The sequence below is a fragment of the Pseudomonas sp. FYR_2 genome (assembly GCF_043106425.1).
GTDB lineage: Bacteria > Pseudomonadota > Gammaproteobacteria > Pseudomonadales > Pseudomonadaceae > Aquipseudomonas > Aquipseudomonas monteilii.
The window spans coordinates 193905-220197 of the sequence record NZ_JBICMM010000041.1 but is presented as its reverse complement, the minus strand read 5'-3'; the positions used below and the strand labels follow the sequence as shown (position 1 = coordinate 220197).

At 62.8% G+C, this 26293-nt stretch carries 23 protein-coding genes; 4 read left to right on the top strand and 19 right to left on the bottom strand.

Annotation, left to right across the window (positions count from 1 at the left end):
• Positions 1–7: 7 nt before the first annotated feature.
• Genes tssJ through tssB form a run of 7 tightly spaced genes read right to left on the bottom strand, consistent with a single transcriptional unit; the run spans position 8 to position 6539 of the window.
• Positions 8–808: a type VI secretion system lipoprotein TssJ gene (tssJ, locus tag ACF8R4_RS17875; protein ID WP_104835028.1), complete on the bottom strand. Its 801-nt coding sequence runs from the start codon at positions 806–808 to the stop codon at positions 8–10.
• The gene (locus ACF8R4_RS17870) at positions 805–1374 is read right to left on the bottom strand and encodes an FHA domain-containing protein (RefSeq protein ID WP_060499227.1); all 570 of its coding nucleotides are present in this window, start codon (positions 1372–1374) and stop codon (positions 805–807) included. The genes tssJ and ACF8R4_RS17870 overlap by 4 nt, the downstream gene beginning before the upstream one ends.
• On the bottom strand, positions 1371–2387 hold the full coding sequence (tssG, locus tag ACF8R4_RS17865) for a type VI secretion system baseplate subunit TssG (protein ID WP_156866769.1): 1017 nt from the start codon (positions 2385–2387) through the stop codon (positions 1371–1373). The genes ACF8R4_RS17870 and tssG overlap by 4 nt, the downstream gene beginning before the upstream one ends.
• Positions 2351–4117 (bottom strand): type VI secretion system baseplate subunit TssF, encoded by a 1767-nt coding sequence (gene tssF, locus ACF8R4_RS17860; RefSeq protein WP_223624682.1) that lies wholly within the window; start codon positions 4115–4117, stop codon positions 2351–2353. Before tssF ends, tssG begins: the two co-directional genes overlap by 37 nt.
• A 3-nt stretch (positions 4118–4120) precedes the next feature.
• A complete protein-coding gene (gene tssE / locus ACF8R4_RS17855) occupies positions 4121–4531 on the bottom strand; it encodes a type VI secretion system baseplate subunit TssE (RefSeq protein WP_104835023.1) in 411 nt (136 codons plus the stop codon).
• Entirely contained in the window at positions 4528–6018 is a 1491-nt protein-coding gene (gene tssC / locus ACF8R4_RS17850) for a type VI secretion system contractile sheath large subunit (RefSeq protein ID WP_060499223.1), read from the bottom strand. The genes tssE and tssC overlap by 4 nt, the downstream gene beginning before the upstream one ends.
• Positions 6019–6035: 17 nt before the next feature.
• The gene (gene tssB, locus ACF8R4_RS17845; RefSeq protein ID WP_104835022.1) at positions 6036–6539 is read right to left on the bottom strand and encodes a type VI secretion system contractile sheath small subunit; all 504 of its coding nucleotides are present in this window, start codon (positions 6537–6539) and stop codon (positions 6036–6038) included.
• A gap of 328 nt (positions 6540–6867) precedes the next feature.
• Between tssB and vasI the strand changes: the two genes are divergently transcribed.
• From vasI to tssM, 3 genes are read left to right on the top strand one after another with little or no spacing between them, the layout of a single operon-like run.
• On the top strand, positions 6868–7518 hold the full coding sequence (gene vasI / locus ACF8R4_RS17840; RefSeq protein WP_082426398.1) for a type VI secretion system-associated protein VasI: 651 nt from the start codon (positions 6868–6870) through the stop codon (positions 7516–7518).
• Positions 7506–8969 carry a type VI secretion system protein TssA gene (tssA, locus tag ACF8R4_RS17835; RefSeq protein ID WP_223624686.1) on the top strand — a complete coding sequence of 488 codons (1464 nt, stop codon included), beginning with the start codon at positions 7506–7508 and terminating at the stop codon, positions 8967–8969. The genes vasI and tssA overlap by 13 nt, the downstream gene beginning before the upstream one ends.
• Positions 8966–12592 (top strand): type VI secretion system membrane subunit TssM, encoded by a 3627-nt coding sequence (tssM, locus tag ACF8R4_RS17830; RefSeq protein WP_392493037.1) that lies wholly within the window; start codon positions 8966–8968, stop codon positions 12590–12592. The genes tssA and tssM overlap by 4 nt, the downstream gene beginning before the upstream one ends.
• A gap of 18 nt (positions 12593–12610) precedes the next feature.
• Here the strand turns inward: tssM and ACF8R4_RS17825 are convergent, their stop codons facing one another.
• The 4 genes from ACF8R4_RS17825 to ACF8R4_RS17810 are packed head-to-tail and all read right to left on the bottom strand — an operon-like array spanning position 12611 to position 17186.
• The gene (locus ACF8R4_RS17825) at positions 12611–14293 is read right to left on the bottom strand and encodes an FAD-dependent oxidoreductase (RefSeq protein ID WP_392493035.1); all 1683 of its coding nucleotides are present in this window, start codon (positions 14291–14293) and stop codon (positions 12611–12613) included.
• A gap of 40 nt (positions 14294–14333) precedes the next feature.
• Complete coding sequence (locus ACF8R4_RS17820; RefSeq protein WP_025753224.1) at positions 14334–14654, bottom strand: NIPSNAP family protein; 321 nt, start codon at positions 14652–14654, stop codon at positions 14334–14336.
• The gene (locus ACF8R4_RS17815; RefSeq protein WP_392493033.1) at positions 14639–16372 is read right to left on the bottom strand and encodes an FAD-dependent oxidoreductase; all 1734 of its coding nucleotides are present in this window, start codon (positions 16370–16372) and stop codon (positions 14639–14641) included. The genes ACF8R4_RS17820 and ACF8R4_RS17815 overlap by 16 nt, the downstream gene beginning before the upstream one ends.
• A gap of 4 nt (positions 16373–16376) precedes the next feature.
• Complete coding sequence (locus ACF8R4_RS17810) at positions 16377–17186, bottom strand: shikimate dehydrogenase family protein (RefSeq protein WP_392493032.1); 810 nt, start codon at positions 17184–17186, stop codon at positions 16377–16379.
• Between the two features lie 154 nt (positions 17187–17340).
• Between ACF8R4_RS17810 and ACF8R4_RS17805 the strand changes: the two genes are divergently transcribed.
• On the top strand, positions 17341–18111 hold the full coding sequence (locus ACF8R4_RS17805; protein WP_104835010.1) for an IclR family transcriptional regulator: 771 nt from the start codon (positions 17341–17343) through the stop codon (positions 18109–18111).
• A gap of 112 nt (positions 18112–18223) precedes the next feature.
• Here the strand turns inward: ACF8R4_RS17805 and ACF8R4_RS17800 are convergent, their stop codons facing one another.
• The 8 genes from ACF8R4_RS17800 to ACF8R4_RS17765 form a co-directional block, all read right to left on the bottom strand.
• Positions 18224–19468, bottom strand: coding sequence for an OprD family porin (locus ACF8R4_RS17800; RefSeq protein ID WP_392493030.1), 1245 nt, complete (start codon positions 19466–19468; stop codon positions 18224–18226).
• A 194-nt stretch (positions 19469–19662) separates the two neighbouring features.
• Positions 19663–20706 carry a polyamine ABC transporter substrate-binding protein gene (locus ACF8R4_RS17795; RefSeq protein ID WP_019099336.1) on the bottom strand — a complete coding sequence of 348 codons (1044 nt, stop codon included), beginning with the start codon at positions 20704–20706 and terminating at the stop codon, positions 19663–19665.
• A complete protein-coding gene (locus tag ACF8R4_RS17790; RefSeq protein ID WP_392493029.1) occupies positions 20703–21839 on the bottom strand; it encodes an NAD(P)/FAD-dependent oxidoreductase in 1137 nt (378 codons plus the stop codon). Before ACF8R4_RS17790 ends, ACF8R4_RS17795 begins: the two co-directional genes overlap by 4 nt.
• Entirely contained in the window at positions 21836–23194 is a 1359-nt protein-coding gene (locus ACF8R4_RS17785) for an FAD-dependent oxidoreductase (protein WP_392493028.1), read from the bottom strand. Before ACF8R4_RS17785 ends, ACF8R4_RS17790 begins: the two co-directional genes overlap by 4 nt.
• Positions 23191–23481 carry a (2Fe-2S)-binding protein gene (locus ACF8R4_RS17780; RefSeq protein WP_060499212.1) on the bottom strand — a complete coding sequence of 97 codons (291 nt, stop codon included), beginning with the start codon at positions 23479–23481 and terminating at the stop codon, positions 23191–23193. The genes ACF8R4_RS17785 and ACF8R4_RS17780 overlap by 4 nt, the downstream gene beginning before the upstream one ends.
• A 14-nt stretch (positions 23482–23495) precedes the next feature.
• Entirely contained in the window at positions 23496–24290 is a 795-nt protein-coding gene (locus ACF8R4_RS17775) for an ABC transporter permease (protein WP_156866759.1), read from the bottom strand.
• A gap of 4 nt (positions 24291–24294) precedes the next feature.
• Positions 24295–25164 (bottom strand): ABC transporter permease, encoded by an 870-nt coding sequence (locus ACF8R4_RS17770; protein ID WP_060499211.1) that lies wholly within the window; start codon positions 25162–25164, stop codon positions 24295–24297.
• Positions 25161–26180, bottom strand: coding sequence for an ABC transporter ATP-binding protein (locus ACF8R4_RS17765; protein ID WP_060499210.1), 1020 nt, complete (start codon positions 26178–26180; stop codon positions 25161–25163). Before ACF8R4_RS17765 ends, ACF8R4_RS17770 begins: the two co-directional genes overlap by 4 nt.
• Positions 26181–26293 lie beyond the last annotated feature (113 nt).

The following is a 26293-nucleotide window of genomic DNA, read 5'->3' as shown; positions in this document are numbered from 1 at the left end:
CGTGCCATCAGTCTTCTTCCTTGAGCACGATGTGCGTGTCGTTGACCAACACCGACAGCATGATCTGGCGGCCACGCGGCGGAATGCGCAGCACTTGCCGCCAGCTGGCGTCCTCAAGGCCTCGGTAGTCGGCAATCACCGCCACGAAACGGGTTTCGGCATGGATGGGTTCGAACGGGATGTACTTGAACTGGCCAGGGCGCAGCAGGTAATCGTCATCACGGATGTAGGTACTGCGCAGGGCTTTGGCCGGGTCCTGGTCCAGCAACTGGTACACGGTGTTGCGCAGTAGCGAGTCGTCGCGCAGCTGCAGGATCTTGATGGCAATCGGCGTGGCGACGGGTTCCGAGGCCATGGTTGTGGTGTGCGGCAAGGTCAACGTTACGGTCGGGTCGTCGTAGCTACCGGGGGTGCTCTCTTCCAGAGGAGAGCGAGCTGGGTCATCGTTGCCTTCCTCATCCACCTCGATGGGGGACATGGCTGGAAACTGCTCGTGCAGGTATTCCAGCAGGGTCACGATCTTTTCCGTCAGTGCATAAGGGTCGCCCGCACTCAGGGTTACGGCGTAGGGGCTGGGCTCCAGGGTGCTGTGCTGTTCTTCGGCCGCTACCTCAAGGCTGTTCGGATTACCATTGAGGGTAGGGCTCGCGTTGATGCTGAACGCAACTTCGGTCGGATGATCCTTCGGCGGCCCGATGGGCAACGTGTGGTCCATGGCAACTTGGCTCATCCTGCTTAACGAGGTGCAGCCGGCACCCCCGAACATTGCAACCAGCAGGGCCGCGACCAGCAACGGTTGGCGGGTCATGGGCGCTCTCCGGCAATCAGCCGCAGCAGCGGGCTCGACGGGGAAGCCACCGACTCAGCGGCTGCATCCAACGCTGCCAAAGGATCGTTGCCCATGGCGGGCTCGAAGGCCGAGTAGATCTCGGCAGCCGGTTGGGTAGCAGAGGGTTCGATCGGCCAAGGGGTTGCTGTTTCTTCGGCTATCAGGCGGTCGATTACCCCCTGATCCGGATAGAACATGTCCTCCAGCGAACGCATGGTGGCGGGGTCCTGGGCGTACTGAACCTGTAGCCGATAAGCACCCACACGAAGCTGGTCGCCTTCAAGCAGGCGTCTGGGTGGGTGTGCACCCAGGCTGGTGGTGCTGCCATTCAGATAGGTGCGCTGGCAATGATCGATCACACAGAAGCTGCCTTCTATCCAGCGGATCTCGCAGTGGATGGGCGCAACGCTCTGATTAGGGTCGTCGAGTCGCCAGCTTGTCTGTGCGCTGCCAATGGTTCCGCCCTTGCAATCGAATCGGTGCCTGGCAATAACGCCATGTCGCAGTTGGTCCAGGTTGATGATGCTCACGGTCAATGTGTTCATGAGCGCCCCCTGAACCGTACAACGGGACTGTTCTGGCCATGCCGGTCGTCGATGAAGCTGGTCCAGCCCAGGTAGGCGCCTTTGCTGCGGTGCAAGCAGAAGGGTGACAACGCGTTCTGCTTCAGGCGCAGCTCCAGGTCGTAGGCAAGGCCGTCACGCAGCAGAACGTCGATCAGTGCACGCAAACGGCCGAAGTTGATGCCGCTGGGGAGCAGGTCCCGCAGCTGCGTCTGGTCGAGTTCGCTGATCACGATGGTGAACTTGCTGCTGCGTGTGCGTGTACGGCTGCCGATCATGAACGTACTGCCCAGCAGGCCGTTGGCGCGCCCCAGGCTTACGCGTTGCCCGGCCGCAGTGGGTACCGAGCGCGTTTCGAATTCGCGGATCTGCACATGCTTGAGGTCGAAGCAGTGCGCAATGATGCCGGCCACGGTGCCAGGCGCACGGCTGCGGCTGGCGATGACCCCGGCAAAACTGAGCAGGCGGCTCCAGGGCAGTGCCGTATCTCCCCGCAGTTGCTTGTCATTAAGCCCCAGCAGGGCAAAAACGTACTGCGAGAACCCGTCACGGGCGCCCGGCTGGAAGCGGATGTAATACCGGTATTTGCGCCAGCTGCGGTGTAACAGGCTGAGCAGGTAGTGATTGAAAAAGTCGAAGAATGCCGGCCGTACACCGCTGCCTTGCGCATGTTCATAGGCCACCTGCTCCAGGTAATAGGTGGGCAAGGGTGAATCGGTACCGTGTAACCCGAGGAACGTGGCGACGACCTGGTAGCGCGCCTCTTCGTCGGGCATGCGTTGGGCTTTGTAAACATCCGATACGGGAAAGGTCAGCCGTGGGTCACAGGCCAGACGCACGCGCAACCGGGTAGCCTCGTCAGGCCAACGGGGTTCCAGATCGTCGCCATGCAGCCCATGCAGCCGCTCCAGCAACTGGAAGAAGTTGTACTGGTGCGCCTCGGTGAGCAGTCTGTCGGCTAGATCAGCGGTTGTTTGCCGGTCTGTATTGGCCATGTGTAGTGCTCGTTGTTGGTGATGTTGATCACTTCCAGCTGATGGAAGGAATTGATGCTGGCGTACAAGGCAAAGAAGTGGGCAAGCACGCAACTGAACAGGTACAGGTCGCCTTCGCAGAGGAAGGCGGCCTGGTCCAGCTTCAGCCGGGTGTGCAGGCCGCGAATGGGTTGCCCCTTGATTAGCCAGTCCATAGGCTGTGTATGAATGTCGCGCATGCCGTCCAGGCGCTTCTGGGTGGTACGCGCCTGCTGGATATCGTGCAGGGCGACGAAGTCATAGGCGCGGATCACCGCTTTGAGCGGCTCGATCGAGAGCAGGGACAGGTAGTTGAGCGACATGTTGGAAATCAATGCCCATTGCAACTGGCCGTCCAGCACCGGGCGACAAGGGCGGGTGGGCTTGCAGATGTTGGTGTAGGTGGCCAGTGGCGGCGTAAACTCGGTACGCACGTTGATGTCACCGATGCCCAACGCCAGCGGCAGGTCTCGATTGGTGCACGTCAGGTCGATGGATGCGGTTTCCAGCTCGCCGATATAGCTGTTGGCATCGGCACGAACGAACGCGATGCGGTGCGTGACGCCATCGCCGCGCAGGCACGCCTCCAACTGGTAGCGGTAATACAGCGCAGTGCGTCCTTGAACGTGCTCGATTTCATGGGCGAACGATTCGAAGGGCCGAAACGTTCGCAGGTGCTCACCGACACTCCCGTCGGTCGTCGTTCGCGTGCTGATGACCTGGTCGACACTGAAAATTTCGTAACCGTGTGGCTCCGCTCCCTTGGGTTTTAGTGGGACCAAGGCGTCCTCGCTGGACAAGTCGATGGGCTCGGCACTGTGCTGAAACAAGTTGACTGCAGGTGCGCAGAACAAACTGAAATCTGCGTTGCTGACACGCAATGTGTCGGGTAACTGGCGCGTGAAGTGAAACTCGAGGTTTACCGCCAGGCTGTCATGCGCTGGCCAGGCTCGATCCAGTCCGGTGACGCTGAAAAAGTGGAAGCGCTGGGGGAAGACAAAGTACTCCTGCAGGATCCGGTAGCCATCAAAGACGTTTTGTGGGTAGGGCAGCAAGGCGTCGTCGGGGCTAAATCCCGGGAAGGAGATGCTGCCGGCCGGCAGCCGACGAACTTCACCCTTGACGATCACGTTGATGTGCTTGAGGTATTGAGAAACCCACAGGTACAACGTCCGGGCCGTGCGGACATCACCGCTGAGGTAAAAGTCGAGGCTGGAGCAGCCCACGCTGTTCAGTGGCCGGTCGACCAGTGCCTGCAGGCCGATGCTTATCACCGCGTTGTCGAGTGTCTGGGTTGCACTCACCGTGTCGATCTTGAACGGATGAATGCTCACCGCAGTGCACGTGCGGAACTCGCAGGCTACGCCGTCCACGGGTTCCGAGCACAACCTCGACCCCTTCGGAATGTGCTGGGACTGGCTAAGGGATTGCTTGACCGGGGTGAACTGGATGATCGTCGCGCTGGGCAGGGGCCGCAGGTAATTGGGCCACAACAACTGCAGCATGGGGTGAGTCAGCTCCGGCAGGTCGTCTTCCAGTTTGAGCCGCAGTTTGGCGGTCAGGAATGCAAAGGCTTCCATCAGGCGTTCGACATCGGGGTCACTGGCACCTGTGCCAAGCAGCCTTGCAAGTTGTGGGTTGTCCTTGGCGAAGTCGTTCCCCAGTTCGTGCAGGTAACGCAGCTCTTCGCTGAAGCGGTCTTTCAGTGACATCGGTCACCTCACTCGGGTGTAGCGGTTGTGCCCGTTGACCAGCAGCTCGAGTTGCAGCTGCTCTGCGTGGTTGTTGACCTGCACCTGGCAATCGAGCCTGAAATGCAGCTCCAGCGGGGCATGGGTATCGGGCACTGCCTTGAGCGTGCGTATCTGGATGCGTGGTTCGAAGCGCTGAAGGGTGCGGCGAATGTCCGCGCTCACTTGTACGAGCAAGTCGCCGCGGTTCACGTCATGCCCGTTGAAGTCACGCAAGCCCAGCTCAGGACTGCTCTGAGAGCACCCCTGGCGGGCGTTGAGCAGCGTTTCGAGGTGGCGCTTGATGGTGGCGAAGGTGTCCGCAGCGCTTTCCTGTCGAGTGGCCTGGGGACGGGAACTAGGGTCCACCGTCAAGCGTTCAAAAAAACCACTCATTGCGTATCGAGCCGCCCAACCAGAGAGATCTCGAAGTTGGCGCCCATGTACTTGAAGTGCGGACGCACGGCGATCGAAACCTGGTACCAGCCTGGGTCACCGGCAACATCCGAGACTTCAATGCGGGCGGCACGTAGCGGCCGGCGGCTGCGAACATCGGCAGACGGGTTTTCCTGGTCGGCGACATACTGCTTGATCCACTTATTCAGCTCGGATTCAAGGTCTCGGCGTTCCTTCCAGCTGCCGATCTGTTCGCGTTGCAGCACTTTGATGTAGTGGGCCAGCCGGTTGACGATGAACAGGTAGGGCAGCTGGGTCCCCAGCTTGTAGTTGGTCTGTGCCTCCAACCCTTCGGGGGTTTTCGGGAAGTTCTTGGGTTTTTGCACCGAGTTGGCAGAGAAGAACGCCGCATTGTCGCTGTCTTTACGCATGGTCAGGGCGATGAAGCCCTCTTCGGCGAGCTCGAACTCCTTGCGATCGGAAATCAGCACCTCGGTAGGAATCTTGGCCTGCAATTGCCCCAGTGACTCGTACAGGTGGACTGGCAAGTCTTCGACCGCACCACCCGATTGCGGGCCGATGATGTTCGGGCACCAGCGGTAGCGGGCGAAGCTGTCGTTGATGCAACTGGCCAGCAGGAAGGCGGAATTGCCCCACAGGTAGTGGTCATGCCGCCCGGCGATGTCTTCGTTGTAGTTGAAACTCTCGATTGGCTTTTCTTGCGGGTGGTAGGCGGAGCGCAGCATGAAGCGTGGCCCGGTCAGCGCGACATGACGAGCGTCTTCGCTTTCGCGAAAAGCGCGCCACTTGGCATGGCGTGGGCCGGCGAAGAGGTCTTTTATTTCCTTGAGGTTGGGCAACTCTTCAAAGCTGCTCAAGTTGAAAAACTCGGGGGAAGGTGCGGCAAGGAAGGGCGCGTGGGACATGGCACCTACGGAGGCCATGTAACTCAACAGTTTGATGTCCGCAGAGGCGGGGCCAAAGTTGTAGTTACCTACCATGGCCGCAACCGGCTCTCCCCCGAACTGGCCGTACCCAGCGGTGTAAACATGTTTGTAGAGGCCGCTGCAGGTAATGTCTGCGGCATTTTCGAAGTCGTCGAGCAAGTCTTCTTTGCTGATGTGCAAAATTTCAAGCTTGATGTTCTCCCTGAAATTCGTGCGGTCGACCAGAAGTTTCAGGCTACGCCATGAGGACTCAAGCCGCTGGAACTCGGGTTGATGCAAAATGGCATCCATCTGTTTGCCGAGAACCCGGTCAACCTCTGCAATCATCTGATCGACCCGGTGTTTGTTGATCAGTTGATCTGGGTCATTGCTTTTGAGGATTTCGGCGATGAAGGCAGATACGCCCTGTCTGGCAACCTGATAGCCCTCCTGCGTAGGTACCAGTTTGGTTTCTGCCATGATCTGGTCGAGCAAGGTGCCATTGCCCAATGTATCGTGGGTTGCGTCTGTGGTGACGGTGGTGGTGTTTGGCTTAGGCATGGGGACGCTCCGTTGTCTCAGTCTTTTTCTGGTGCTTCAGGTAACAGGTCCAGTTCTTGTGCGAGCTGTTTACGGGTTTGCTCGTTGTTCAGCAGGTGTTGCAGTTGCTTGCGAAAGGCCGGGACGTTGCCAAGCGGGCCTTTCAGGGCGACCAGCGCTTCGCGCAGTTCCAGCAGCTTGTTCAGCTCGGGGACCTGCCGCGCGATTCGGTCCGGCCCGAAATCGTTAATGGAGCTGAACTGCAGATGGACCGCCAGCTCGGCATCCGGGGCGGCACTGAGCACGGAAGGCACAGATACCGCCAGGCTCACGTTGGCGTCGTTCAACACGCTGTTGAACGTGTGTTTGTCGACACGCATCACCTGACGGTCTTCGAGCGCGCGGTCTTCATCCAGGCCGAAGTCGCCCAGTACCAGCATTTTGTGGGGCAGCTCTACCTCAGCCTGCTCATCGCTCGTAGCGGGGACGTATTTGATATTGACGCGTTCTTTAGGCGCGACAGAACCCGTATTTCTAGACATCGGTACGTAACTCCCTGTTGGTTTGTAGGATGTTTAATTGTGGGGGTTGTTTAATGTGCTGTTTCTCTTGTAGGAAGTTTCTTGCATATGTTTATCTGGCGGGGTGAGTTGCCTTGTTCCTATAAAAACCATGCAGGGTGAAGTGCTCTTTGGTCGAGCATGAAGATGTAAGTAAATATTTGTTTGTATGCAGTCGTCGCTGTGTATTAGTCTCCGTCCGGTTTTGTTTTGGCTGGCTGTTTTTTTTGGCGCGTGAGCCGATATGTGTTTGTAGGAAAGTGGGCGCGGCCATATAGGCGTTTGTACTGTTTTTGGAGAGTGAATCAGGATGATTAACCGTTCTGTATATGGCGCCGGTCTCTCGTTGCTGTTTTGTTTGCAGCCGGTACTGGCAGGCCCCACGCGGGACTGTTCACGGATTGTGTCGAACGTCGAGCGACTGGCCTGTTTCGACCAGGCTGCGAACACGCCGGCATACACGACAGAACGGCAGTGGTCTGCACCAGAGCAGCAGGCCCCGAGCGTGCTGCGCGTGATGGCAAATGAAGCGGCGCGGACGCCAGATGACCTGACGTTTCACATCGGTAGCCGAACCGATGACGGTGCCGGCGTTTCAGCGCTCGTGATATCAGCGCCTGCCATCGCATCGGGTAACGAACCCGCTTACCTGGCAATCAGTTGCATCCAGGCCATCTCCCGGCTGCAACTGATTGCCAAACGCCCGATCGAGGCAAGCTGGGTCAAGGTACGGCTGACAGGGCAGGGCTGGTCTACCCGTGAAACACCCTGGCAGGTGATGGAGAACGGGCAGGTAATCGATGCCGGCCGGGGTTTGCCGGCAATCGAGCAGATCAGGAAGCTGATTGGTGCCCATCGCATCGAAGTGGTGAGTGAGCACAGCGAGCTCGACGGGTTGATCTTCGATGCACAAGGGCTGACCCCGTTGATAAGCCAGGCGCGAAGCACATGCCGGTGGTAGCGCAGGTGTCAGAGGGCAAGCTCACGCGACTGCTGGCGCCGATCGATCCCGCAGTACCGGCTGGGCTGTTCGATGTCGAGGACGAAACCTACCAGGCAATCGACCAGGAGATGGTCAAGCTGGGCGGGCTGCAGGAGGCGATGATCGACTGGGTTTACATCGAAGAGGCGTCCTGTCAGTACCTGAGCCAGCAATGCAAGCACCTGCGAATCGTCGCGCACTTGAGTGCCGCCTGGTTACGCAGCCGCTGCTGGGAGCGTTGGGGAGATACCTTGGCGTTGCTGGCCCGCATGATCGAGTGCTATTGGGAACCCGCCCACCCCAAGCCAGGGCCGAAAGGTTTCCTGACCAAGCGCAAGCTGGTCGGGCTGGTGATCAACCGCTTGACCGAGGCGCTGCCGCGTCTCGACCGTTTCACTTATACCCCTGCCCATGCAGCAGCAGCGCAGGCGGCATTGAAACACCTGCAACAACAGCACGCAGCACAGCTGGAGGCTGCTGTTCTCGATGGGCTGGAGCGCCTGCTGTGCCAACACATTGAACGTGTCAGCGGTGCCGGCGAGGCTGACGTGCCCAAGGCGCCGGCTGCAAGCGTGAAGCCTGCGCCGCTGGCCGATGTCATCGCCGCGCCCATGCCGCGTGTGTCGATGGGCACTGAACGTGAGACACGACGCGCCATATTGGCCATGGCCGAACTCATCAACCAGCAGGATCCTTACGACCCAACCGGCTACCAGTTGCGGCGTTTTGGCTTGTGGGCACACATTCAGGCGGCGCCTGCGGCCAGGCAAGGCAGCCGCACAGAATTGATGGCGGTGCCTCTGGATATCACGCGGGTCTATGAAGAGGCCATTGCCAGCACAGCGATAGACCCAGCCTTGCTTCAGCGCATCGAAAAGAGCGTGGCGGCGTGCCCCTACTGGATTCGTGGCAGCTTTCTGGCTGCAACCGTCGCCACGCGGCTGGCGATGAGCGATGTGGCTGAGGCCATCCGTTGCGCGACCGCCCGGTTTGTACAGCGCATGCCGGCCCTTCAGCAGCTGTGCTTCAGCGACGGATTGATATTTGTCGATGACCAATGCCTGGCGTGGCTCAAGGGCGCGCAAGGGCCTTCTGGCCAAGCGGCCGCACCCCACGCGTTTGGTGGCCTGCACGAGGAACTGGCCGGGCAACTGGACAGCGGCGGCGTAGAGCCCGTGCTGCTGAGGCTGCAAGCACTGCAGGCGGACCTGGGTACCCCTCGGGACCGCTGCCATACCACCATGATCGCAGCCGACTTGCTGGCCGCACGGGGCGTGTCCTGGCTGGCCCAGGACTTGTGCGCCGGCGTTGCCCGAACGATGCAGCAAACCACCGCCAGTGCGTGGGAGCCAGAGGTATTCCAGCGGCTTCAGCAGTACGCAGTCGCTCCAGCGCTGGCTGATCAACACAAGGACCAGGAGCCTCGATGAATCATATATGGAAGCAATTCAAAGGCTGGGGCTTGCCGTGGGTAACGCGCATTGGCCTGGCGCTGCCGCTGTTGCTTGGGTTGACGGCAACGCTGCTGCTGGTCGCCATTTGGTGGCTCGGCCCGCAATGGACGTGGCGTGAGCAACAGCCACTGGCCAGTGTGGCGCACCGCAGCGTGGCAACCCTGGTACTCATGCTCGTGCCGCTCATAGGCTGGCTGGTGGTGCTGCGTACACGCTTTCGCCGATTGCAAGCGGAACGCCGGCAGGCACGGGCCGCCGAACAAGATCGCACGCTGCCGTTGGTGCAGGCGCAAGAGAAGGCGCTCAGCCAGGGGCTTGACCGGTACCTTGACAATGCCGGTGGGCCACGTGCCTTGTACCGGCTGCCCTGGTACCTGGTAATAGGTGATGAACAGGCCGGTAAAACCAGCTTCATCGACTGCACCGATCAGCGTTTTACCCTGACGCGTATCGATCAGGTCCAGGCACAAGGGCGACAGACTGAAGCGCTGGCCTATCCGGTGGGCTGGTGGGTCAGCGACGATGCTGTGCTCATCGACCCACCCGGTGCGTTCATTCGCCAGCAGCCAGCGGCGGGCTCGGCAGCTGATGCTCCCGCTGAGTCAGCGTCCTCTTTTGTGCCGGGGGCCCAGGCCAGGTTGTGGGACCACCTGTTGGGCTGGCTGCTGCGCAATCGCAGCCAGCGAGCGCTTAACGGCGTGGTGCTGGTCGTCGATTTGCCGGCACTGCTGCATGGCACGCCTGAGCAGCGCGTTGCGTTGGCCCACAGGTTGCGCACCCGCCTGTACGAAGTGAGCAGCCACCTGGGTTCGCGCTTGCCGCTCTACGTGGTACTGAGCAAATTCGATTTGCTGGACGGCTTCGATCAGTTCTACAGCAAGCTTTCGGCCGCCAGGCGCGAAAACCTGTTGGGGTTCACCTTCAAACTGGATGCGGTTGACGCGTTCGACGCCTGGCTGGATGAGTATGACGAGCACTACGGTCGGTTTCTCGTCAGTTTGCAGGAGCAGCTCATCGATCAACTGGATGTGCTGGTGAACGCGCCACCGTGTGGGCGCCTGTTTTCGCTGTATGGGCAGCTGGTCGGGTTGCGCCCCATACTGCTGGCATTTCTGCGCGAAACCCTGGTGAGTGACCGTTACTCCACGCCTGCTCTGGTACGCGGTGTGTATTGGTCGTCTGTGATGCAGCAAGGCGACATGCGCAATGCCTTTGTCCGTGAAGCCGCACAGCCCTACAAGACGAAACTTCCGCTGCGTGAAGGCAAGGCACAAGGCAAGGCATTGGCCTACTTCATTCAGCAAGCCTTCAGGCGGGTCATCTATCAGGAGGCCGGCCTGGCGGGCGACAACGTTCGGGTGGCGCGCAGCAAGCGTCAACTGCTGTGGGTCGGCTCGGGCGTGGGCATCCTTGCGTTCAGCATCGCCGTGGCGAGTTGGCAACGCTATTTCGATATCAATGGCTCCAAGGCCGCCAGCGTGCTCGCCAAAAGCCAGGAGTACAGCCATCACCAGGTCGATCAGCGCCTTGACCCGAGCGGGCGCAACCTGTTGGCGCCACTGGACCAGATCCGCGATGCGGTGGCGGTGTTTGGCGACTATCGCGTGGCATGGCCAGGGGTTGCCGACCTTGGCCTTTACCAAGGGCGCAACATTGGCCCCACGGTTGACGAAGCGTACCTCAGCTTGTTGTCCAGGCGTTTTTTGCCGGCCTTGGCCAGCGGCGTGATCGATGCCATGAACGCAGCTCCGCCGGGCAGCGAGCAACAAATGGCGGCGCTCAGGGTTTACCGGATGATCGAGGACCGCCACAGTCGCCGGCCTGAATGGGTGGAGGACTGGATGGCGCGCCAATGGCAAAAGGCGTTCCCTGGCCAGGGGCAGTTGCAGCGAGACCTCATGCACCATTTGAAATACGCCCTGGCCTACGCTGACACCGATTTGCCGCAGTACCGTGAGCGTGTCAGCGAAGTGCAGCAGGCACTGCGTAAATTGCCTTTGCCACAGCGGGTTTATGAGGGGCTGAAGCAACAGGCTCACGAGCAATTGCACACCGGCCTGAACCTGCGTCACCAGGTAGGCCCTGCCTTCGATGTCGTGTATCAGCCATCTTTCGGGGCCGGGCATAGGGAGGAGGATGTACAGCTGTCCCCCATGCTCACAGCCAAAGGCTTCAGGGAGTACTTTGAACCGCGCAGCCAGCGGTTCGCTGAAATGGCGATGATCGATCAGTGGGCGCTGGGGGAGCGTGCCCAGCTCGATTATTCGAGCGTTGATCGAGAGGCGCTGACCGAACGGCTGCACAACCTTTACAGCGCCGATTACGTCGACAGCTGGCGTCGCGCCTTGAACGCCTTCACCGTGGCGGACTTCCGTGATCTGGACCATGGTGTCACTGTCCTGGAACAGTTGACTGGCCCGGCAGCACCGTTGCAGCGGCTGCTGCATACGGTCAGGGACAACACGTCGCTTGCGTCACCTGCAGTTGTCGAGGCACCGGGCGAGGCGGGTTCGTTGCTGCCAGTAACGGGCAAGCCCGAGCAACAGCAAGCACAGGCCATCCAGCGGGCTTTTGCAGGCCTGGGCGCTATGTTGCAGGTGACAGGAGACAAACCGAGCTACTACGACGAAACCTTGGGTGCCGTATCGGCTGTGCTGGACTATGCCAAGGCCGTACAGGACAGCCCGGACCGCGGCAAGGCTGCACTGCAAGCTGTGCATCAGCGCTTCTCGATGACCGGGCAGGACCCGATTGGCACCCTGCAACGTGTTGCCACAGGTTTGCCGGAACCGATCAACCACCAGGTCAGAAAGCTTGCCGACCAGACAGCCCAGGTGCTGAACGTTGAAGCATTGCGCGAACTGGAGCGACGTTGGGATGCTGAGGTGTACAGCTTCTTCCAGCAACGTCTGGCAGGCCGTTACCCCTTTGTGGTGAGGGCGCCTGATGCTTCACTGGATGACTTCGAAGCATTCTTCGGGCCCAAAGGGCGCCTGCAGCAGTTTGATGATCAGTATCTCAAGGTCTTCCTCAAGGACAACCTTGAGGCGTTGCAGTCTGGCCAGCACGGGCATTCCCTGATTCGCCCCGACGTGATCGAGCAGCTCGAGCTGGCCGAACGGATTCGCGAAACCTTCTTCGATCAGCGCGGCAAGTTGAGTGTGCAGTTCAGTATCGAACCGTTGGGGCTCAGTGCGAACCAGCGTACCAGCCTGCTGGACCTGGATGGCCAGTTGATCTCCTACACCCATGGGCCTAGCCGGATCACCGGTATTGTCTGGCCCAATACCATGGGTCAACAGGTACGCAGCAACCTGACGTTACTCAGGCAGAACGGCAATAGCAGCAGCCTCGAATACCGTGGCCCATGGTCGATGTTCCGCTTGCTTAGCCGCGGCTCGCTCAATGGGCGGACGGCGACCAGCGTGGACCTGAGCTTCAGGACGGGTGACGGTGTAATGCGCTATCGGTTGAATGCTGAAAAGGCCTTTAACCCCATTACCCAGCAACCATTCAAAGGTTTCCGCTTGCCACGCGGGTTGTTGCAATCGTCCCCCAAGGTTGCTCAATCGGGGCAACCGCATGAACAGCCTTTATGACGCCATGTCTTGCTGAGGTCATGGCGAGCTTAAGCCGCTCAACGCCCTACCGGCCAGATACCCGAAGGTCATCCCCGGCCCCAGGGTAATGCCACCGCTGGGGTAGTGCCCACCCATCACGCTGTGCATGTCGTTGCCCACCGCAAACAACCCGGGTATCGGCTGCCCAGCGGGGTCCAGCACACAGGCGGAGGCGTCTGTGCCCAGGCCGGCGAAGGTGCCCAGGCTGCCCGGCAGTAGCTTCACGGCGTGAAACGGCCCATGCAGCAAGGGCCGCAGCGACGGGTTGGGGGCTTGCAACGGTTCGCCCTGAGCCCGGTTGTAGGCCGATGCGCCACGCTGGAATACCGGGTCCTCACCTTGGGCTGCATGCCGGTTGAAGTCGTGCACCGTGCGCTGCAGCTGCGCGGCATCGATCCCGCAGCGCTGCGCCAGTTCCGCCAGGCTGGCGCTACTGTGCAAGTAACCGCGGCGTTGATAGAAGCGGGTAGAGAACGGAAAGGGCTTGGCCCAGCCAATGCCGTAACGACGTTGTGCTGCGTGGTCGCAGATCAGCCAGGCTTCAGGTGTTTCGCCGTGCGGTGTAGCGGCGAACAGTGCGTTCATGAAGTCATGGTAGCAATCGGCCTCGTTGACGAAGCGTCGGCCATCGCGACGTACCGCGATGAAGCCAGGTTTGGCGCGGTCGATCAGGTGCGGGAAATGGCCGAAACTGCCATCGCCGCGTGGCACCTTCGATACAGGTGCCCAGGCGCCAGCCTGGGCCAGTGCCGTACTGACCAGGCCACCGGCTTGTTCACCCAACCGCAGGCCGTCGCCGCTGTTTTCCCGGGGTGCTGCGGAGTAGTGCTGGTCACCCTGCGGCGCATGCGGCATCAGTTGCGCGATGCGCTGGCGGTCATGTGGGAAGCCACCGCAGGCCAACACCACCCCACGGCGTGCCTGGATGACCTGGCCGTCGGCAAACCGTGCGCCACTGACCCGGCCTTCGCCCAGCAGGTGGCTGGCCGGTTTGTTGGTCAGCAGTGTCACATCAAGGTCCAAGGCGCTGCGCAGCAGGCGCGCCACCAGCGCGTTGCCATTGACCAACTGCTGGCCGCGACGATGCAGCAGCAGGTCTCGCCCATGGCGCAGCAGGCGCTTGCTGACATGCAGCGCCGCCTTGGCCGAGCGTGTGGCGTTGAAGAAGGCGGCCATGTCGGTGCCACCGGTAATGCCCATGCCGGCCAGGCTGACGATGTCCAGCGGTGGGCGTAATGTGTGCAGCCAAGGCCCGAGCTGGCGCCCGTCGTAGGGCAGGGCACACAGTGATCGACCGCCGTGTGCACTGCCATCGCCTTCACGCATGTCGGGCATGCGGCTGCCACTCTGGAACTGTACCGCCGTGTGCTGTTGGAAAAACGCCACCATTTCCGGGCCATGGCGCAGGAACGCACGTTGACGCGGGTCCAGTTCGTGGGTGTGGGTTTGCGCACGCAGGTAGCGCTCTGGGGCATCGTCGGTTTCGACGATGCCTTCAGCGATGGCCAGCGGGTTGCGCGGTATCCACAACCAGCCCCCCGACCAGGCGCTGGTGCCGCCCAGCTGGCGGGCTTTTTCCGCAACGATCACATGCAGGCCGTGATGCGCGGCGGTTACGGCGGCAGCCAGGCCCGAAGCGCCGGAGCCAATGACGAGTACGTCACATTCGAGGGGTTGCATGAAGGGGGTCCGCCCAGGCGTTGGTAGAGGATGGCGCGCTTTACTGCAGCGGCGAAAAACCGGTGGGCCGCAGCAGCCGCGATTGCAGGCGCACAACGGCCCCGAGCTCGCGGTTAAGCCGCGAAAAGGCTGCCCAGCGCGGGTCCGCTGCCATGGCTGTGCGCCGTGCGATGCGATCGTCGAGGCTGGCATAGCCCCAGATGTGCACCACCTGGTTGACGTCGCCGAACTCGCTGGTGAAAAAGCCGACCAGGTTCCCCAGGTGTTCGCTTTGCACGTCCAGCGCGTGGCTTTGGTACAGGGCTAGCCAGTCGGCCATTTTCAGTGGGTCGAGGGTGTAGGTTCTCAGTTCGTAGTACATGCCGGAGTCTCCGTAGGGGTGGCCGGCGCCTGCAGGCGCGCGTTGATGTGGTTGGCAGCGAGCCAGCCGAAGGTGAGGGCAGGGCCCAGGGTGATGCCGGGGCCGGGGTAGGTGCCCTTCATCAGTGAGTTCATGTCGTTGCCGACCGCGTACAGCCCGGCAATTGGCTGGCCGCTACGGTCAAGTACGTTGGCATCGGCGTTGGTCACCAGGCCACGGGCCGACCCGAGGTCGCCGGTGTGAATGCGGATGGCGTAGAACGGCCCGTTGCTCAACGGCGCCAGGCAGGGGTTGGGCGTGTGTTGCGGGTCGCCCATGTAGCGGTTGTAGCTGTTGCCGCCTTTGCCGAACGCACGGTCGATGCCATTGCGGGCATCCGTGTTGAACTGCTCGAGGGTTTGCGCGAACACGTTGGGCTCTACGCCAATGGCTTGGGCCAGGGCCTGCGGTGTAGCGGCCCGGTACAGGTAGCCGGCGTCGATCAACGCCTGGTTGTTTACAGGCTTCGGCCGCGCCAGGCCGAGCCCATAACGGTTCATCGCCTCGGCATCGCACACCAGCCAGCAGCTGGCGATGCCGTTGGCAAACATGGTCTGCACGAAGTGGTGGTAGGAGTCGGACTCGTTGACGAAGCGCCGCCCGTTCGGGTCTACCGCAATCACGCCAGGTTTGGCGCGGTCGGTGACCAGGTGCGGGAAGCGTTCCCGCTGGCCACCGGCATGACGCCGTTCGGAAACCGGCGCCCAGAAGAAGTTGGCCGCCAGGCCTTCGCCCTCGGCGGCCGATACCGCCTGACTAAGGCGCAGGGCGGCACCGTCGTTGCTGGCGGGCGACATGGTCAGGTGCGGCGCCTCTTGGGCGGGGCGGTAGCTGGCGGCCAGTGCGCCTGCAGCGAACCCGCCCATGGCGCACACCACACCGCCACGTGCCATTACCCGCTGACGTCGGCCCTCGTGCAGTACAACCACGCCGGTCACCACGCCGTGCTCGACAATCAGCTTTTCGGCTTCGCTGCGCAACCACAGTTGCGTGCCATGGGCGAAGGCACTGGTGGCCAGGCGGGCGATCAAGGCGTTGCCAGTGGTAAGCCGAGTGCCACGCGGGTGCTGCAGGCGGTCCCGCGCGTAGCGCGCCATCAGTTTCAGGCAATGCCACAGCGAACTGGGCGAGCGGCGAATGCTGAGAAAATGCTGGATATCCACGCGGTTGACCATCATGCCGCCGAACAGCAGCATGCCGGGCGGTGGCATCTGCAGGTCCTTGAAGCGCTGGCCGAGGTGCTTGCCGTCGTACTCGACCATTTCCAGTGCGCGGCCGAACTGCGTGGCGCCGGGCGCATCCGGGTAATAGTCGGGCGAGTGCGGGCGCAAGGCATAGCGCAGTTCGGTGTGCTGCTCCAGCCAGCGCAGCGCCTGGTGCCCATGCTCGATGAAAGCGTCGCAGAGCATGGGGTCGTAGCCATCACCGATGACGTGTTTGAGGTAGGTGCGCATGGCCTCGGGGGAGTCTTCGGCACCCGCGTCACGGGCCTGATCGGTGCCGTACAGCCATACCGCACCGCCGGAAATCGCCGAGGTGCCGCCAAAGCGTTCGGCCTTTTCCACGACCAGCACCTTCAGCCCGCGGCAGGCGGCGGTGGCAGCCGCAGCCAAGCCGCCTGCGCCACTGCCCAGTACCACCAGGTCAACGCTGTGTTGTGTGTGTTCAAGGGTCGCCATGGCTTCAGATCTCCAGCGGCGTCACGCCCATGAAGGCGCCAAGGTGGCCGAGTTGGGCGTAGGCCATTTCCGGCCCTGTCTGGATCGGGCAGCCAACTTGCCTTGCGCGGTTCAGCAGTGGGGTGATCTCGGGCGACGTGACCACGTCGGCCACCAGGGTGTCGGGTTGCAGGGTAGCCAGTAGGGCGGCGCGCAGCGGCAGCTCTGCGCTTGTGCCCATGCCGACCGGAGAGGCGTTGGCCACCAGGTCGAAGTCTTCCAGCCCACTGAACTGTGTGCTGACCGTAAGCGCAGGGAAGGTATTGCCGAGCAGTTCGCACACCGCCCCCATGCGCGCTGTGCTGGGGTCGCTGAGGGTAATGCCGGCAATACCTGCCTCGCCCAGCGCATAGGCGATGGCGCTGCCAACACCGCCGCAACCGATCACCAATGCCCGCTTGCCCGTCGGTTTGAAGCCATGCTTATGCGCAGCGCCCAGGAAGCCGGCGCCGTCCACGTTGTCGCCCAGCAAGCGTCCGTCGCGCTCGCGGCGTATCACATTGACCGATCCCAGTGCCGCCGCGCGTTCGCTCAGGCTGTCCAGGCGGTTGGCCAGGGCCTGCTTGTACGGCACGGTGACCACGCAGCCGCGCAGGTTTTGCCAGCCGCGCAGGGTGTCGGCAAAGCTGTCCAGCGCCGCCTGGTGCAGGTCGATGGGCAGCATGGCGAGGTTGCAATTGTTGTGGGTGAACCAGGTGTTGAAGTTTTCCGGGGACTTCACCTGGGCGATGGGCGAACCGACGATGGCGACCAGTTCAGTGGAACCACGAATCATGCTGACCTCCTTATTGGCGTTGTTATGGCGGTCAGCGTGAAGCAGCGGGCCGTGGGCAACAATGCGCTGATCGGTGGTTTAGTGCGATAATCGCAGCCATGTTTCGGTTATCGCGATAATCGGCTGTTTTTCTCCCTGCTAGCGAGTTGAAGGCATGAACACTCCCGCCATTCACCCCCGTGACCTGATTGCCGGCTTGCAGAAAGGCCTGGCCCTGATGCAACTGTTCAGCGCCGAGCAGCCACGGCTGAGCGTGCCGCAGGCAGCCAGGCTGTCTGGCCTTACGCCCAGCGCTGCCCGGCGCTTTTTACTCACTTTGGTGCATGAGGGTTTTGCCGAAACCGACAGCCGCGAGTACTGGCTGACGCCCAAGGCGTTACGCCTTGGCCAGGCGTATGTCGACTCGGCACAATTGCCGCGCATGCTGCGGCCGATTGTCGAGCAGGTGGCGCGGCAGACCCAGGAGCATGTATCAGTGGGCACCCGCGATGGCGACGAGATCATCCACCTGGTGCGCAGCCGCTACAGCCATGTAGCGTCGCTGTCGATCAGGCCAGGCTCGCGGGTGCCGATGTATTGCACGGCGGGGGGACGGATATGGCTGGCCTGGCTGGATGAAAACGAGTGGGATGACTACTTTGCACGCAACCCGCTGCGGGCACTGACGCCTTACACACAGACTGACCGTGGGCTGCTGGAGGCGGAATTGCTGCGGGTGAAAACGCAAGGCTTCTGCATGGTCGACCAGGAATACGAGGTGGGTATGCGTGTGTTGGGGGTACCGCTGCTGGATCGGGCCGGGCAGCTGAAAGCAACGCTCACCATTACGACCCATGCTTCGCGCCTGAGCGTGGATGAAATTCGGTTGCGGTATCTGCCGACGCTGTATGAGGCGCAGGCGTTGTTGCAGCCAGTGATGGCTTGAGGCGGCATGGCTGGGGAATTGCGTTGCCTTCTTCGCGGGCAAGCCCGCTCCCACAGGTATCGTGCAGGGTGCCGTGCTTGCACAACCCTTTAGGAGCGGGCGGTACATGCCCTTAGAAAATATTGAGCGGGTACTCGGTAATCACCCGCACTTCATCAATCTGGCCGCCACGCTCCGAGCTACGGTAGCTGGCCTGCCGCACCCGGAACGACAGGCCCTTGGCTACGCCGGCCTGCACCACATAGCGCACTTCAACGTCACGCTCCCAGGCCTTGCCATTCAGGTCACCGCCGGTGCCGCTCTTGAAGTCGGTGCCTTTCACATAGCGGGTCATGAAGCTCAGCCCCGGTACGCCATAAGCGGCCATGTTCAGGTCGTAGCGGGCCTGCCAGGACTTTTCGTTCTCGTAGTCGAAGTCCGAATACTGCACCGAGTTGGCAAAGTTGTAGACCGCGTTGCCGTCTGGCCCGTACACGTAGTCGCCGGTGCCGGACACCTTCTGGTAGGCCAGGGTGAAGGCATGAGCACCCAGCGTCCAGGTACCGCCCAGGCTCCAGATGCGGTTGTCCAGGTTGCCACTGCGGGCCTGGCCGATGCTTTGCGTGTCGTAGGCGTTGAAGTCGAACTTCAGCGACTGGCCGGTACCCAGCGGCAACAGGTAGCGGGTGTTCACGTAGTACTTGCGAAAGTGCTCGGCAGTTTTGGCGTAGTACAGGCTGCTGGAGAGCCGCTCATTGAACGTGTACACCCCGCCCAGGTAGTCCACGGCGGTCATGTGCCCGCTGTCTCGGGATGACTGGTTGCGGTTGGTCAGGCCGGTGAAGTGCCCCGCGTCCAACTGCAGATTGCGGATTTCCTTGCTGGTGAGCGAGAAACCGTCGACGGTTTCCGGCAGCAGGCGGCTGTCGGAGGTGGCCAGCACAGGCACTGCCATGACCTGCGTGCCGTATTTGAGCACGGTGTTGGACGCGCGCATTTTCAGCACTGCGCCGGCTTTGCTCATGTCTTGCTTGGCGCCATGGCTGTCCTGCTCCAGCAAGCCCGTACCGCCCCCCGTGCGGCCGTCACCCGTGTCGAGCTTGAAGGCGTACTGGCCGATCAGGTCGATGCCAACGCCGACGGTGCCTTGGGTGAAGCCGGACTGAAAGGTACCGATAAATCCTTGGGCCCATTCCTCGCCGTAGTTTTGCCGTGCGCCGCTGGCGCGGTTGTCACGCTGCATGTACATGTTGCGTGCCTTGACAGACAGCTTGCTGCCTTCGATGAACCCTGCCGATTCGGACTGTTCGCTGGCCTGCAGCAAGGGGCTGGCAGACGCCAGCAAAAGGGCGGTGACGCCGAGTGTGTTGATGCTCATTTCATGCTCCGTTTGCTTGTTCTAGTTAGGTGGCAGCGTGATGCAAGGGGGGCCTGAGCCGTTTTGCAGGCGTGCAGAAGCCCTGTCCGCGCCTGTGCAGGGCAGAGCATTCGTACGTTTACAGAGGGCTCAAGCGGGTGGTGCGCCCGCCGACCGGCACCTGAGGTACCGGCAGCGGGCCAGGTGGCCTCGGCCTATCGCTCGATCTGGCGATTCCAGCGGGCGTTCCATTCCGGACGTTGGGTGTTGACCTGGTCCCAGTCGATGGTCACGGCCGTTTGCAGGTAGGTCTGCATGGCCTCGACCTGGCCGCGGGTCTTGTCGCTGGTCGGGGTGTTGGGGTTGGACGGGATCTGGTCACCCAGCTCCAGAGCCGGTGCCTGCGCTTCGGGGCTCAGCAGGAATTCGGCGAGCTTTTGCGCAAGCTCCGGCTGGTCGTTGTTGGCGGTGACGCATTCGGCCTGGTTGAGCACCACGGCGCCTTCCTTGGGCGCTGCGTACTCCACCGGGATGCCTTTGAGCTTCAGTGCCGTCACCTGGGTGGGGGTGAGCGGGAACAGCGCGGCTTCGTCGGTTTGCACCATTTCCGAAAGCTTGGCCGAGTTGGGGATGTACTCCAGCACGTTCGGGCCAACGTTCTGCTTCCAGGCCGCGAAGCCCGGGTTGACGTCGGTATCGGTGCCGCCGTGCAGGCGGTTGTACATCAGGAAACCGTGCAGGCCGAAAGTGGACGAGGCCATCGACTGGAACACCACCTTGTCTTTGAAGCGCGGGTCGGCCAGGTCATTCCACGAGGTGGGTGCGGCCCAGCCCTTTTCCTTGAACAGGCGGCTGTTGTAGGCCAGCCCGGTTACCCCCAGGCTGACGGCGGCGGCTTTGTCCTTGATCAGGGCCTTTTCCGGCAGCTGGGCCAGGGTCGGGTTGGGCTTGAGCGTGCTGCACAGCCCCATGCCAATGGCGCGGTACATGATGCCGTCATCCAGCACCATCACATGGATCGACGGCTTGTTCGGCGTAGCCTGGACCTTGGCCAGGATGTCGGCCGACGTACCGGGCACGATCACCACCTTTACATCGTTGGCCTTCTCGAACCGGGGCAGGATGTTGTCGCTGAACAGCCGTTCCATGGTGCCGCCGTTCATGCCCAGGTACAGCGTGGGTTGGGCCATGGCGGGCAGGCAGGCGAACAGGCCGGGCACGGTGCAGAACAGGGCGAGCAAACGTTGCTTGTGCGTCATGACAGGTTTTCCTTGTGGTGGTGGTTGGGCTGAAAACGGTGGATGGAAAAGGCCGCCAGGCTGATGTCGGGTGCGCCCTGCAGGATGCATTGCGCCAGTGCTTCACCCGCCGCCGGGCCAATCTGGAAACCCGCGCCGGCAAAGCCGAAGCCATGCAGCAGGCCGGGTTGGCGCAGGCTGGGGCCAAGCACTGGTTCGTCGTCGGGCAGGTAGCCTTCGGTGCCGCTCCAGGTGCGGATGGCCTGGGCGCCGGCCAGGGCCGGGTACAGTTCGGTGGCGTTGCGCAATATGTCGAGCACGGCGGCCTGGCCCGGGCGTGCGGTGGTCGGGGTCAGGGCAAAGCCGCGCCCGCCGCCGAGCACGCAGTTGCCGCGCGCTACCTGGCGGGCGTAGATACCGCCGCCTTCGACCCCGGTGCTGGCGGTCATGAACAGCGGCAGCGGCTCGGTGACCAGCATGGCCGGGTGGGCGGCGGTGAGTGGCACCGGTTCGCCGAACCTTTCGGCCAGCTGCGCCGACCAGGCGCCGGCGCAGTTCAACAGCCAGGGTGCCTTGAAGCACTGGCCGTTGCTGGTGAGTACGCTGAAGCGCTGGCCGTCGTGGTCTACATCAAGCACCTTGCACTGCTCGTGCACCTCGGCCCCGCTGTGCCGGGCCGCCTCGGCGAACGCCGGCGATACAAGACGAGGGTTGGCGTGGCCATCCTCGGGGCAATACGAGGCACCGACGGCGATGTCGCCCACCCAGGGGAAGCGCTGGCGCAGTTCACGGCGCTCCAGCAGTTGCAGGCGCAGGTCAAAAGCCTGGGTACGGCGTGCATAGGCCTTCAGGGCATCGAAATCGGTTTCGCTGCGGGCCAGCTTCAGGTGCCCGCTGCGGGCATACTCGCCGTCGATACCGATCCATTCGCGCAGCTGCCCCCAGATGGCATGGGCGCGCATCGACAACGGCAGCTGGGCCAGCGAGCGTCCCTGACGGCGCACGCCGCCATAGTTCACCCCGCTGGAATGCGAGCCGCAGAAGTCGCGCTCCAGCAGCGCCACCTGTTGGCCAGCACGGGCCAGGGTCAAGGCAGCGCTGCTGCCGACGATGCCGCCACCGACGATGATGGCGTCCATTTCAAGCAGCCTCATGGCTTTATCTCCAGACCAAAGGGCAGCGGTTTGACGGGGGCCTGGCCGCGCAAACGCCCGACCTGATCAATGGGCCGACCGCTTTCGCAGGCGATCAGCTCGGCGGCAGCGGCGCCGCACACACGGCCTTGGCAGCGGCCCATGCCGACCCGGCACATGGCCTTGACCCGGTTGATTTCCCAGTGCCCGGCGCGCACGGTAGCGCGGATTTCTCCGGCGCTGACCTGCTCGCAACGGCACACGGTCAACAGGTCCGAGGCTTGGCTGGCCCATTGTTCGGGGAACGGGAAGGCTTGCTCCAGGCCCTGGCGAAAGCGCTGCAACGTGGCCAGGCGCTTTTCCAGCTGTCGCTGGCGTTGCGGGTTGCCAGGCTTGCCGAGGTCGGCCAGCAGCGTCAGGGCTGCCAGTTCGCCGGTCATTTCCGCACCATCGGCACCCAGGATGCCGGCACCGTCGCCGGCCAGGTACACGCCGGGGCTGCTGGCGCGGCCCTGGGGGTCACGTACCGGTAGCCAGGCGCGGTTGAGGGCGTTCCAGGCAAACTCGCAGCCCAGCAGGTCGGCCAGCTGGGTTTCGCTGCGCAGGGCGTGGGCGAAGGCCACAGCGTCGCAGGGCAGTTGATGCTGCTGGCCGTTGAGTGACCAGCGAACGCCGCTGGCGCGTTGTTCACCGTCAATGCCGAGCAGGGTTACGCCCTGGTGCACCGGTACGCCTTTGCGGGCAAGCCAGGTGCGGTAGTAAAGGCCCTTGGCAAAGGTCCCCGGCTGCAGCAGCAGGCGTGGCAGGGCACGTACCTGGGCGCTGAACGGCGAGGTGTCGAGCACTGCGCTGACCGTGGCGCCGGCTTTGGCGTACTGATAGGCCACCAGGTACAACAGCGGCCCACTGCCTGCCAGCACCACCCGCTCGCCGATGGCGCAGCCCTGGAACTTCAGGGCAATCTGTGCAGCGCCCAGGGTATAGACCCCAGGCAAGGTCCAGCCGGGGATCGGCAACACGCGATCGGTGGCGCCGGTGGCGACAATCACCCGGTCGAACGCCAGGCGGTCGGCCAACTCACCCTGCTGCAAGGTGTCCAGCACCTGCTGCTCGGCGTTCCACACCAAGGTATCCGGGCGGTAGTCGAGTTGCCCGCGCAGTTGCTCAAGGGTGGTGTGCACGGCTTGTGCCTTGGCGGCCTCGAAGCCGTATAACGCGTTGGCCGACCGGCGAAAGTTGGCCGGCTGCTGGCGGTAGATCTGCCCACCACCGCGGCTGGCTTCGTCCAGCAGCACCGGGCGCACGCCATGGGCCACCAGGGTTTGCGCGGCGCGGATGCCGGCGGGGCCGGCACCGATGATCACGATTGCAGTCATGGCCGGCGCCCCGGGTCGCGGGTGATGCACTGGCCGGCTTCCAGAAAGGTCGAGCAGGCGCGCACCCGGCGCCCATCCTGCAGGCGTACCCAACAGTCCTGGCAGGCGCCCATCAGGCAGAAACCGGCGCGCGGCTCGGCGTTGAAGTCGCTGCCGCGCAGGTGCGTGGCGTTGGTCAGAATGGCGGTCAGCAGGGTGTCGCCGTTCATGCCCTGGGCTGGCTGGCCGTCGAGCAAAAAGGGCAGCGGCTCGCGGTCGTGCTCGGCCACGCGCTTGAACAGGGGCATAGGGGCATTCCTTGTCATTGCTTGCCCACCAGTACGCGGTCCAGGCCGTATACCCGGTCCAGGGCGACCATGGTCAGGGCGGTGACGGCGATCACCAGCGCCGAAACGGCGGCCATCATCGGGTCGATCGATTCGGTGGCGTACACGTACATGCGCACGGGCAGGGTCTGGGTGGCGGGCGAGGTGACGAAGATCGACAGCGTGACTTCGTCGAAGCTGTTGATGAACGCCAACAGCCAGCCACCGGCCACCCCCGGCAAGATCATTGGCAGCGTCACTTTGCAGAACAGCGTGACCCGGTCCGCGCCCAGGCTCTGTGCGGCCTGCTCGGCGCTGCGGTCGATGCCAATGGCGGCAGCCAGCACTAGGCGCAGCACGTAGGGGGTGATCACCACCACATGGGCGAACACCAGCCAGGCGAAGCTGCCATTGACCCCAAGCAAGGCGAACAGCCGCAGCAGGGCCACACCCAGCACCAGGTGCGGGATGATGATGGGTGACAGCAGCAGGCCGTTGACAAAGCCCTGGCCCGGGAAGCTGTAGCGGGTCAGCGCCAGGCCTGCGGGCACGGCGATCAAGGTGGCCAGCGAGGCCGCCAGGGCGGCGAGTTTCAGGCTGTTGTAGAACGCGTCAAGGAAGTCGGCGCGCTCGAATACGGCGCTGAACCAGCGCAGCGAGAAGCCGGCGGTGGGCAGGCTCAGGGTGTTTTCCGGGGTGAATGCCACCAGGCACACCACCACCAGCGGGGCGAGCATGAACAGCATCACCAGGGTGTGAAAAGACAGGGCCAGCGGGCCGTTACGGGTCATGGGTTCAAACTCCAAGTGCGCGTTTGTAGCGGCGTTCCACCAGCCGGTTCCAGCTGAGCATCACCAGCAGGTTGATCAGCAGCAGGGCGACCGCGAGGGTGGCCCCCATCGGCCAGTTCAGTTCGGCCAGGTACTGGTCGTAGATCATGGTGGCGACCATCTTCAATCGGCGCCCGCCCAGAAGGCCGGGGATGGCGAACGAGCTGGCCGCCAGGCCGAACACGATCAGCGTGCCCGACAGCACGCCGGGCATGATTTGTGGCAGCACGATGCGACGGAACACCGTCCACTGGCTGGCGCCCAGCGACAGTGCAGCCTGCTCGGCGGCCGGGTCGAGCTTCTGCAACGAGGTCCATACCGGGATGATCATGAACGGCAGCATCACGTGGACCAGGCCGATGATCACCGCAAACGGGGTGTACAGCAGCTTGACCGGCTGCCCGCCGAGGGCGCTGATGCCTTGGTTGATCAAGCCGTCAGAGCCCAGCAGCAGGCTCCAGCCGAAGGCGCGCACCACCACCGAAATCAGCAGCGGGGTCAGCACCAGGATCAGGAAGATCGAGCGCCACGGCGCGCCCATGCGGCTAAGCACCATGGCCTCGGGGATGCCGATCAGCACGCACAGCAAGGTGACCAGGGCGCTGATCCAGAAGGTGCGGAAGAAAATCTCGTAGTAATAGGTGTCGGTCACCAGGCTCAGGTAATGGCTGAGGGTGTACTGGCCGGCCTGGATGCCGCTGGTGTAGTCGAACGCGTTGAACGACAGCAGCACGGTCAACCCCAGCGGTATCACCAGCAAGGCCAGGAACAACAGCAGGGCCGGGCTGCTCAGGCCGTAGCCCCAGGCGTTGTTGCGCAGTTTTGCCGTACTCATGCCGCCACCTCGGCCGCGTTCAGTACCCGCAGCAGGGCATCGTTCCAGTCCAGGCCGACCGGCGCACCTTCGTCCAGCGGCGCGCTGCCATCGTTGGCGCGGACCACGGCCAGGTTGCCCAGGGCAGTATCAACGCGGTACAGCCACTGGCTGCCGAGGAAGTAGCGGCAGCTGATGCGCCCTGCCAGTTTGCCGCTGCCCGCCGGGCCGAGGCTGATTTTTTCCGGGCGCAGGCTGAGGGTCAGCGGCCCCTGGGCCGCCGCCTGCGGTTGGCCGCCGGGGCCGGTGACGCCACGCAGGCGGTTGGCCTTGCCGACAAAGTCGGAAATGAACGGCGTGCCCGGGTGTTCGTAGAGGCGGTAAGGGTCATCGACCTGGGTGATGCGCCCGGCTTCCATCACCACCACCCGGTCGCTGATCGACAAGGCTTCGGCCTGGTCGTGGGTGACCATCAACGTGGTAATGCCGATTTCATGCTGGATACGGCAGATCTCGAACTGCATTTCTTCACGCAGGTGCGCGTCCAGGTTGGACAGCGGCTCGTCCAGCAGCAGCACGGGCGGTTCGATCACCAGCGCGCGGGCCAGTGCCACACGCTGGCGCTGGCCGCCGGACAGTTCCCGGGGGTAGCGGTCGGCGTGCTTGTCCAGGCGCACCAGCGCCAGCGCCTGGTCGACGCGGCGGGCGATGTCGGCATTGGCCACCTTGCGCATGCGCAGGCCAAAGGCAACGTTGTCGCGCACGGTCATGTGTGGGAACAGCGCGTAGCTCTGGAACACCACGCCCAGGCCGCGGCTGGCCGGTTTGGCGTGGGTGATGTCGCGGCCATCGAGCACGATGCGGCCACTGGTGACCTCGACGAAGCCGGCAATCATCTGCAGGGTGGTGGTCTTGCCGCAGCCGGAAGGGCCGAGCAGGGAGACAAACTCGCCTTTTTCGATGGCCAGTGACGAACTGGCCACGGCCTCCGTGGCGCCATAGCGCTTGCAGAGTTTGTCGATCAACAGAAAGGTCATGGCTGTGCTCCATCGCAAACGGAACCGGGGTAAACCGGCAGTTTCAGGGTGGGCAGAGCGCCAGCGGCGAAAAGCAATGCTTTTACGGACGTTGGCGCTCGCTTCTGTGGCGG

Bases quoted from the DNA above. Each gene is read 5' to 3' on its own strand.
- tssJ (WP_104835028.1), bottom strand. From the start codon at position 808: ATGACCCGCCAACCGTTGCTGGTCGCGGCCCTGCTGGTTGCAATGTTC.
- ACF8R4_RS17870 (WP_060499227.1), bottom strand. From the start codon at position 1,374: ATGAACACATTGACCGTGAGCATCATCAACCTGGACCAACTGCGACAT.
- tssG (WP_156866769.1), bottom strand. From the start codon at position 2,387: ATGGCCAATACAGACCGGCAAACAACCGCTGATCTAGCCGACAGACTG.
- tssF (WP_223624682.1), bottom strand. From the start codon at position 4,117: ATGTCACTGAAAGACCGCTTCAGCGAAGAGCTGCGTTACCTGCACGAA.
- tssE (WP_104835023.1), bottom strand. From the start codon at position 4,531: ATGAGTGGTTTTTTTGAACGCTTGACGGTGGACCCTAGTTCCCGTCCC.
- tssC (WP_060499223.1), bottom strand. From the start codon at position 6,018: ATGCCTAAGCCAAACACCACCACCGTCACCACAGACGCAACCCACGAT.
- tssB (WP_104835022.1), bottom strand. From the start codon at position 6,539: ATGTCTAGAAATACGGGTTCTGTCGCGCCTAAAGAACGCGTCAATATC.
- vasI (WP_082426398.1), top strand. From the start codon at position 6,868: ATGATTAACCGTTCTGTATATGGCGCCGGTCTCTCGTTGCTGTTTTGT.
- tssA (WP_223624686.1), top strand. From the start codon at position 7,506: ATGCCGGTGGTAGCGCAGGTGTCAGAGGGCAAGCTCACGCGACTGCTG.
- tssM (WP_392493037.1), top strand. From the start codon at position 8,966: ATGAATCATATATGGAAGCAATTCAAAGGCTGGGGCTTGCCGTGGGTA.
- ACF8R4_RS17825 (WP_392493035.1), bottom strand. From the start codon at position 14,293: ATGCAACCCCTCGAATGTGACGTACTCGTCATTGGCTCCGGCGCTTCG.
- ACF8R4_RS17820 (WP_025753224.1), bottom strand. From the start codon at position 14,654: ATGTACTACGAACTGAGAACCTACACCCTCGACCCACTGAAAATGGCC.
- ACF8R4_RS17815 (WP_392493033.1), bottom strand. From the start codon at position 16,372: ATGGCGACCCTTGAACACACACAACACAGCGTTGACCTGGTGGTACTG.
- ACF8R4_RS17810 (WP_392493032.1), bottom strand. From the start codon at position 17,186: ATGATTCGTGGTTCCACTGAACTGGTCGCCATCGTCGGTTCGCCCATC.
- ACF8R4_RS17805 (WP_104835010.1), top strand. From the start codon at position 17,341: ATGAACACTCCCGCCATTCACCCCCGTGACCTGATTGCCGGCTTGCAG.
- ACF8R4_RS17800 (WP_392493030.1), bottom strand. From the start codon at position 19,468: ATGAGCATCAACACACTCGGCGTCACCGCCCTTTTGCTGGCGTCTGCC.
- ACF8R4_RS17795 (WP_019099336.1), bottom strand. From the start codon at position 20,706: ATGACGCACAAGCAACGTTTGCTCGCCCTGTTCTGCACCGTGCCCGGC.
- ACF8R4_RS17790 (WP_392493029.1), bottom strand. From the start codon at position 21,839: ATGAGGCTGCTTGAAATGGACGCCATCATCGTCGGTGGCGGCATCGTC.
- ACF8R4_RS17785 (WP_392493028.1), bottom strand. From the start codon at position 23,194: ATGACTGCAATCGTGATCATCGGTGCCGGCCCCGCCGGCATCCGCGCC.
- ACF8R4_RS17780 (WP_060499212.1), bottom strand. From the start codon at position 23,481: ATGCCCCTGTTCAAGCGCGTGGCCGAGCACGACCGCGAGCCGCTGCCC.
- ACF8R4_RS17775 (WP_156866759.1), bottom strand. From the start codon at position 24,290: ATGACCCGTAACGGCCCGCTGGCCCTGTCTTTTCACACCCTGGTGATG.
- ACF8R4_RS17770 (WP_060499211.1), bottom strand. From the start codon at position 25,164: ATGAGTACGGCAAAACTGCGCAACAACGCCTGGGGCTACGGCCTGAGC.
- ACF8R4_RS17765 (WP_060499210.1), bottom strand. From the start codon at position 26,180: ATGACCTTTCTGTTGATCGACAAACTCTGCAAGCGCTATGGCGCCACG.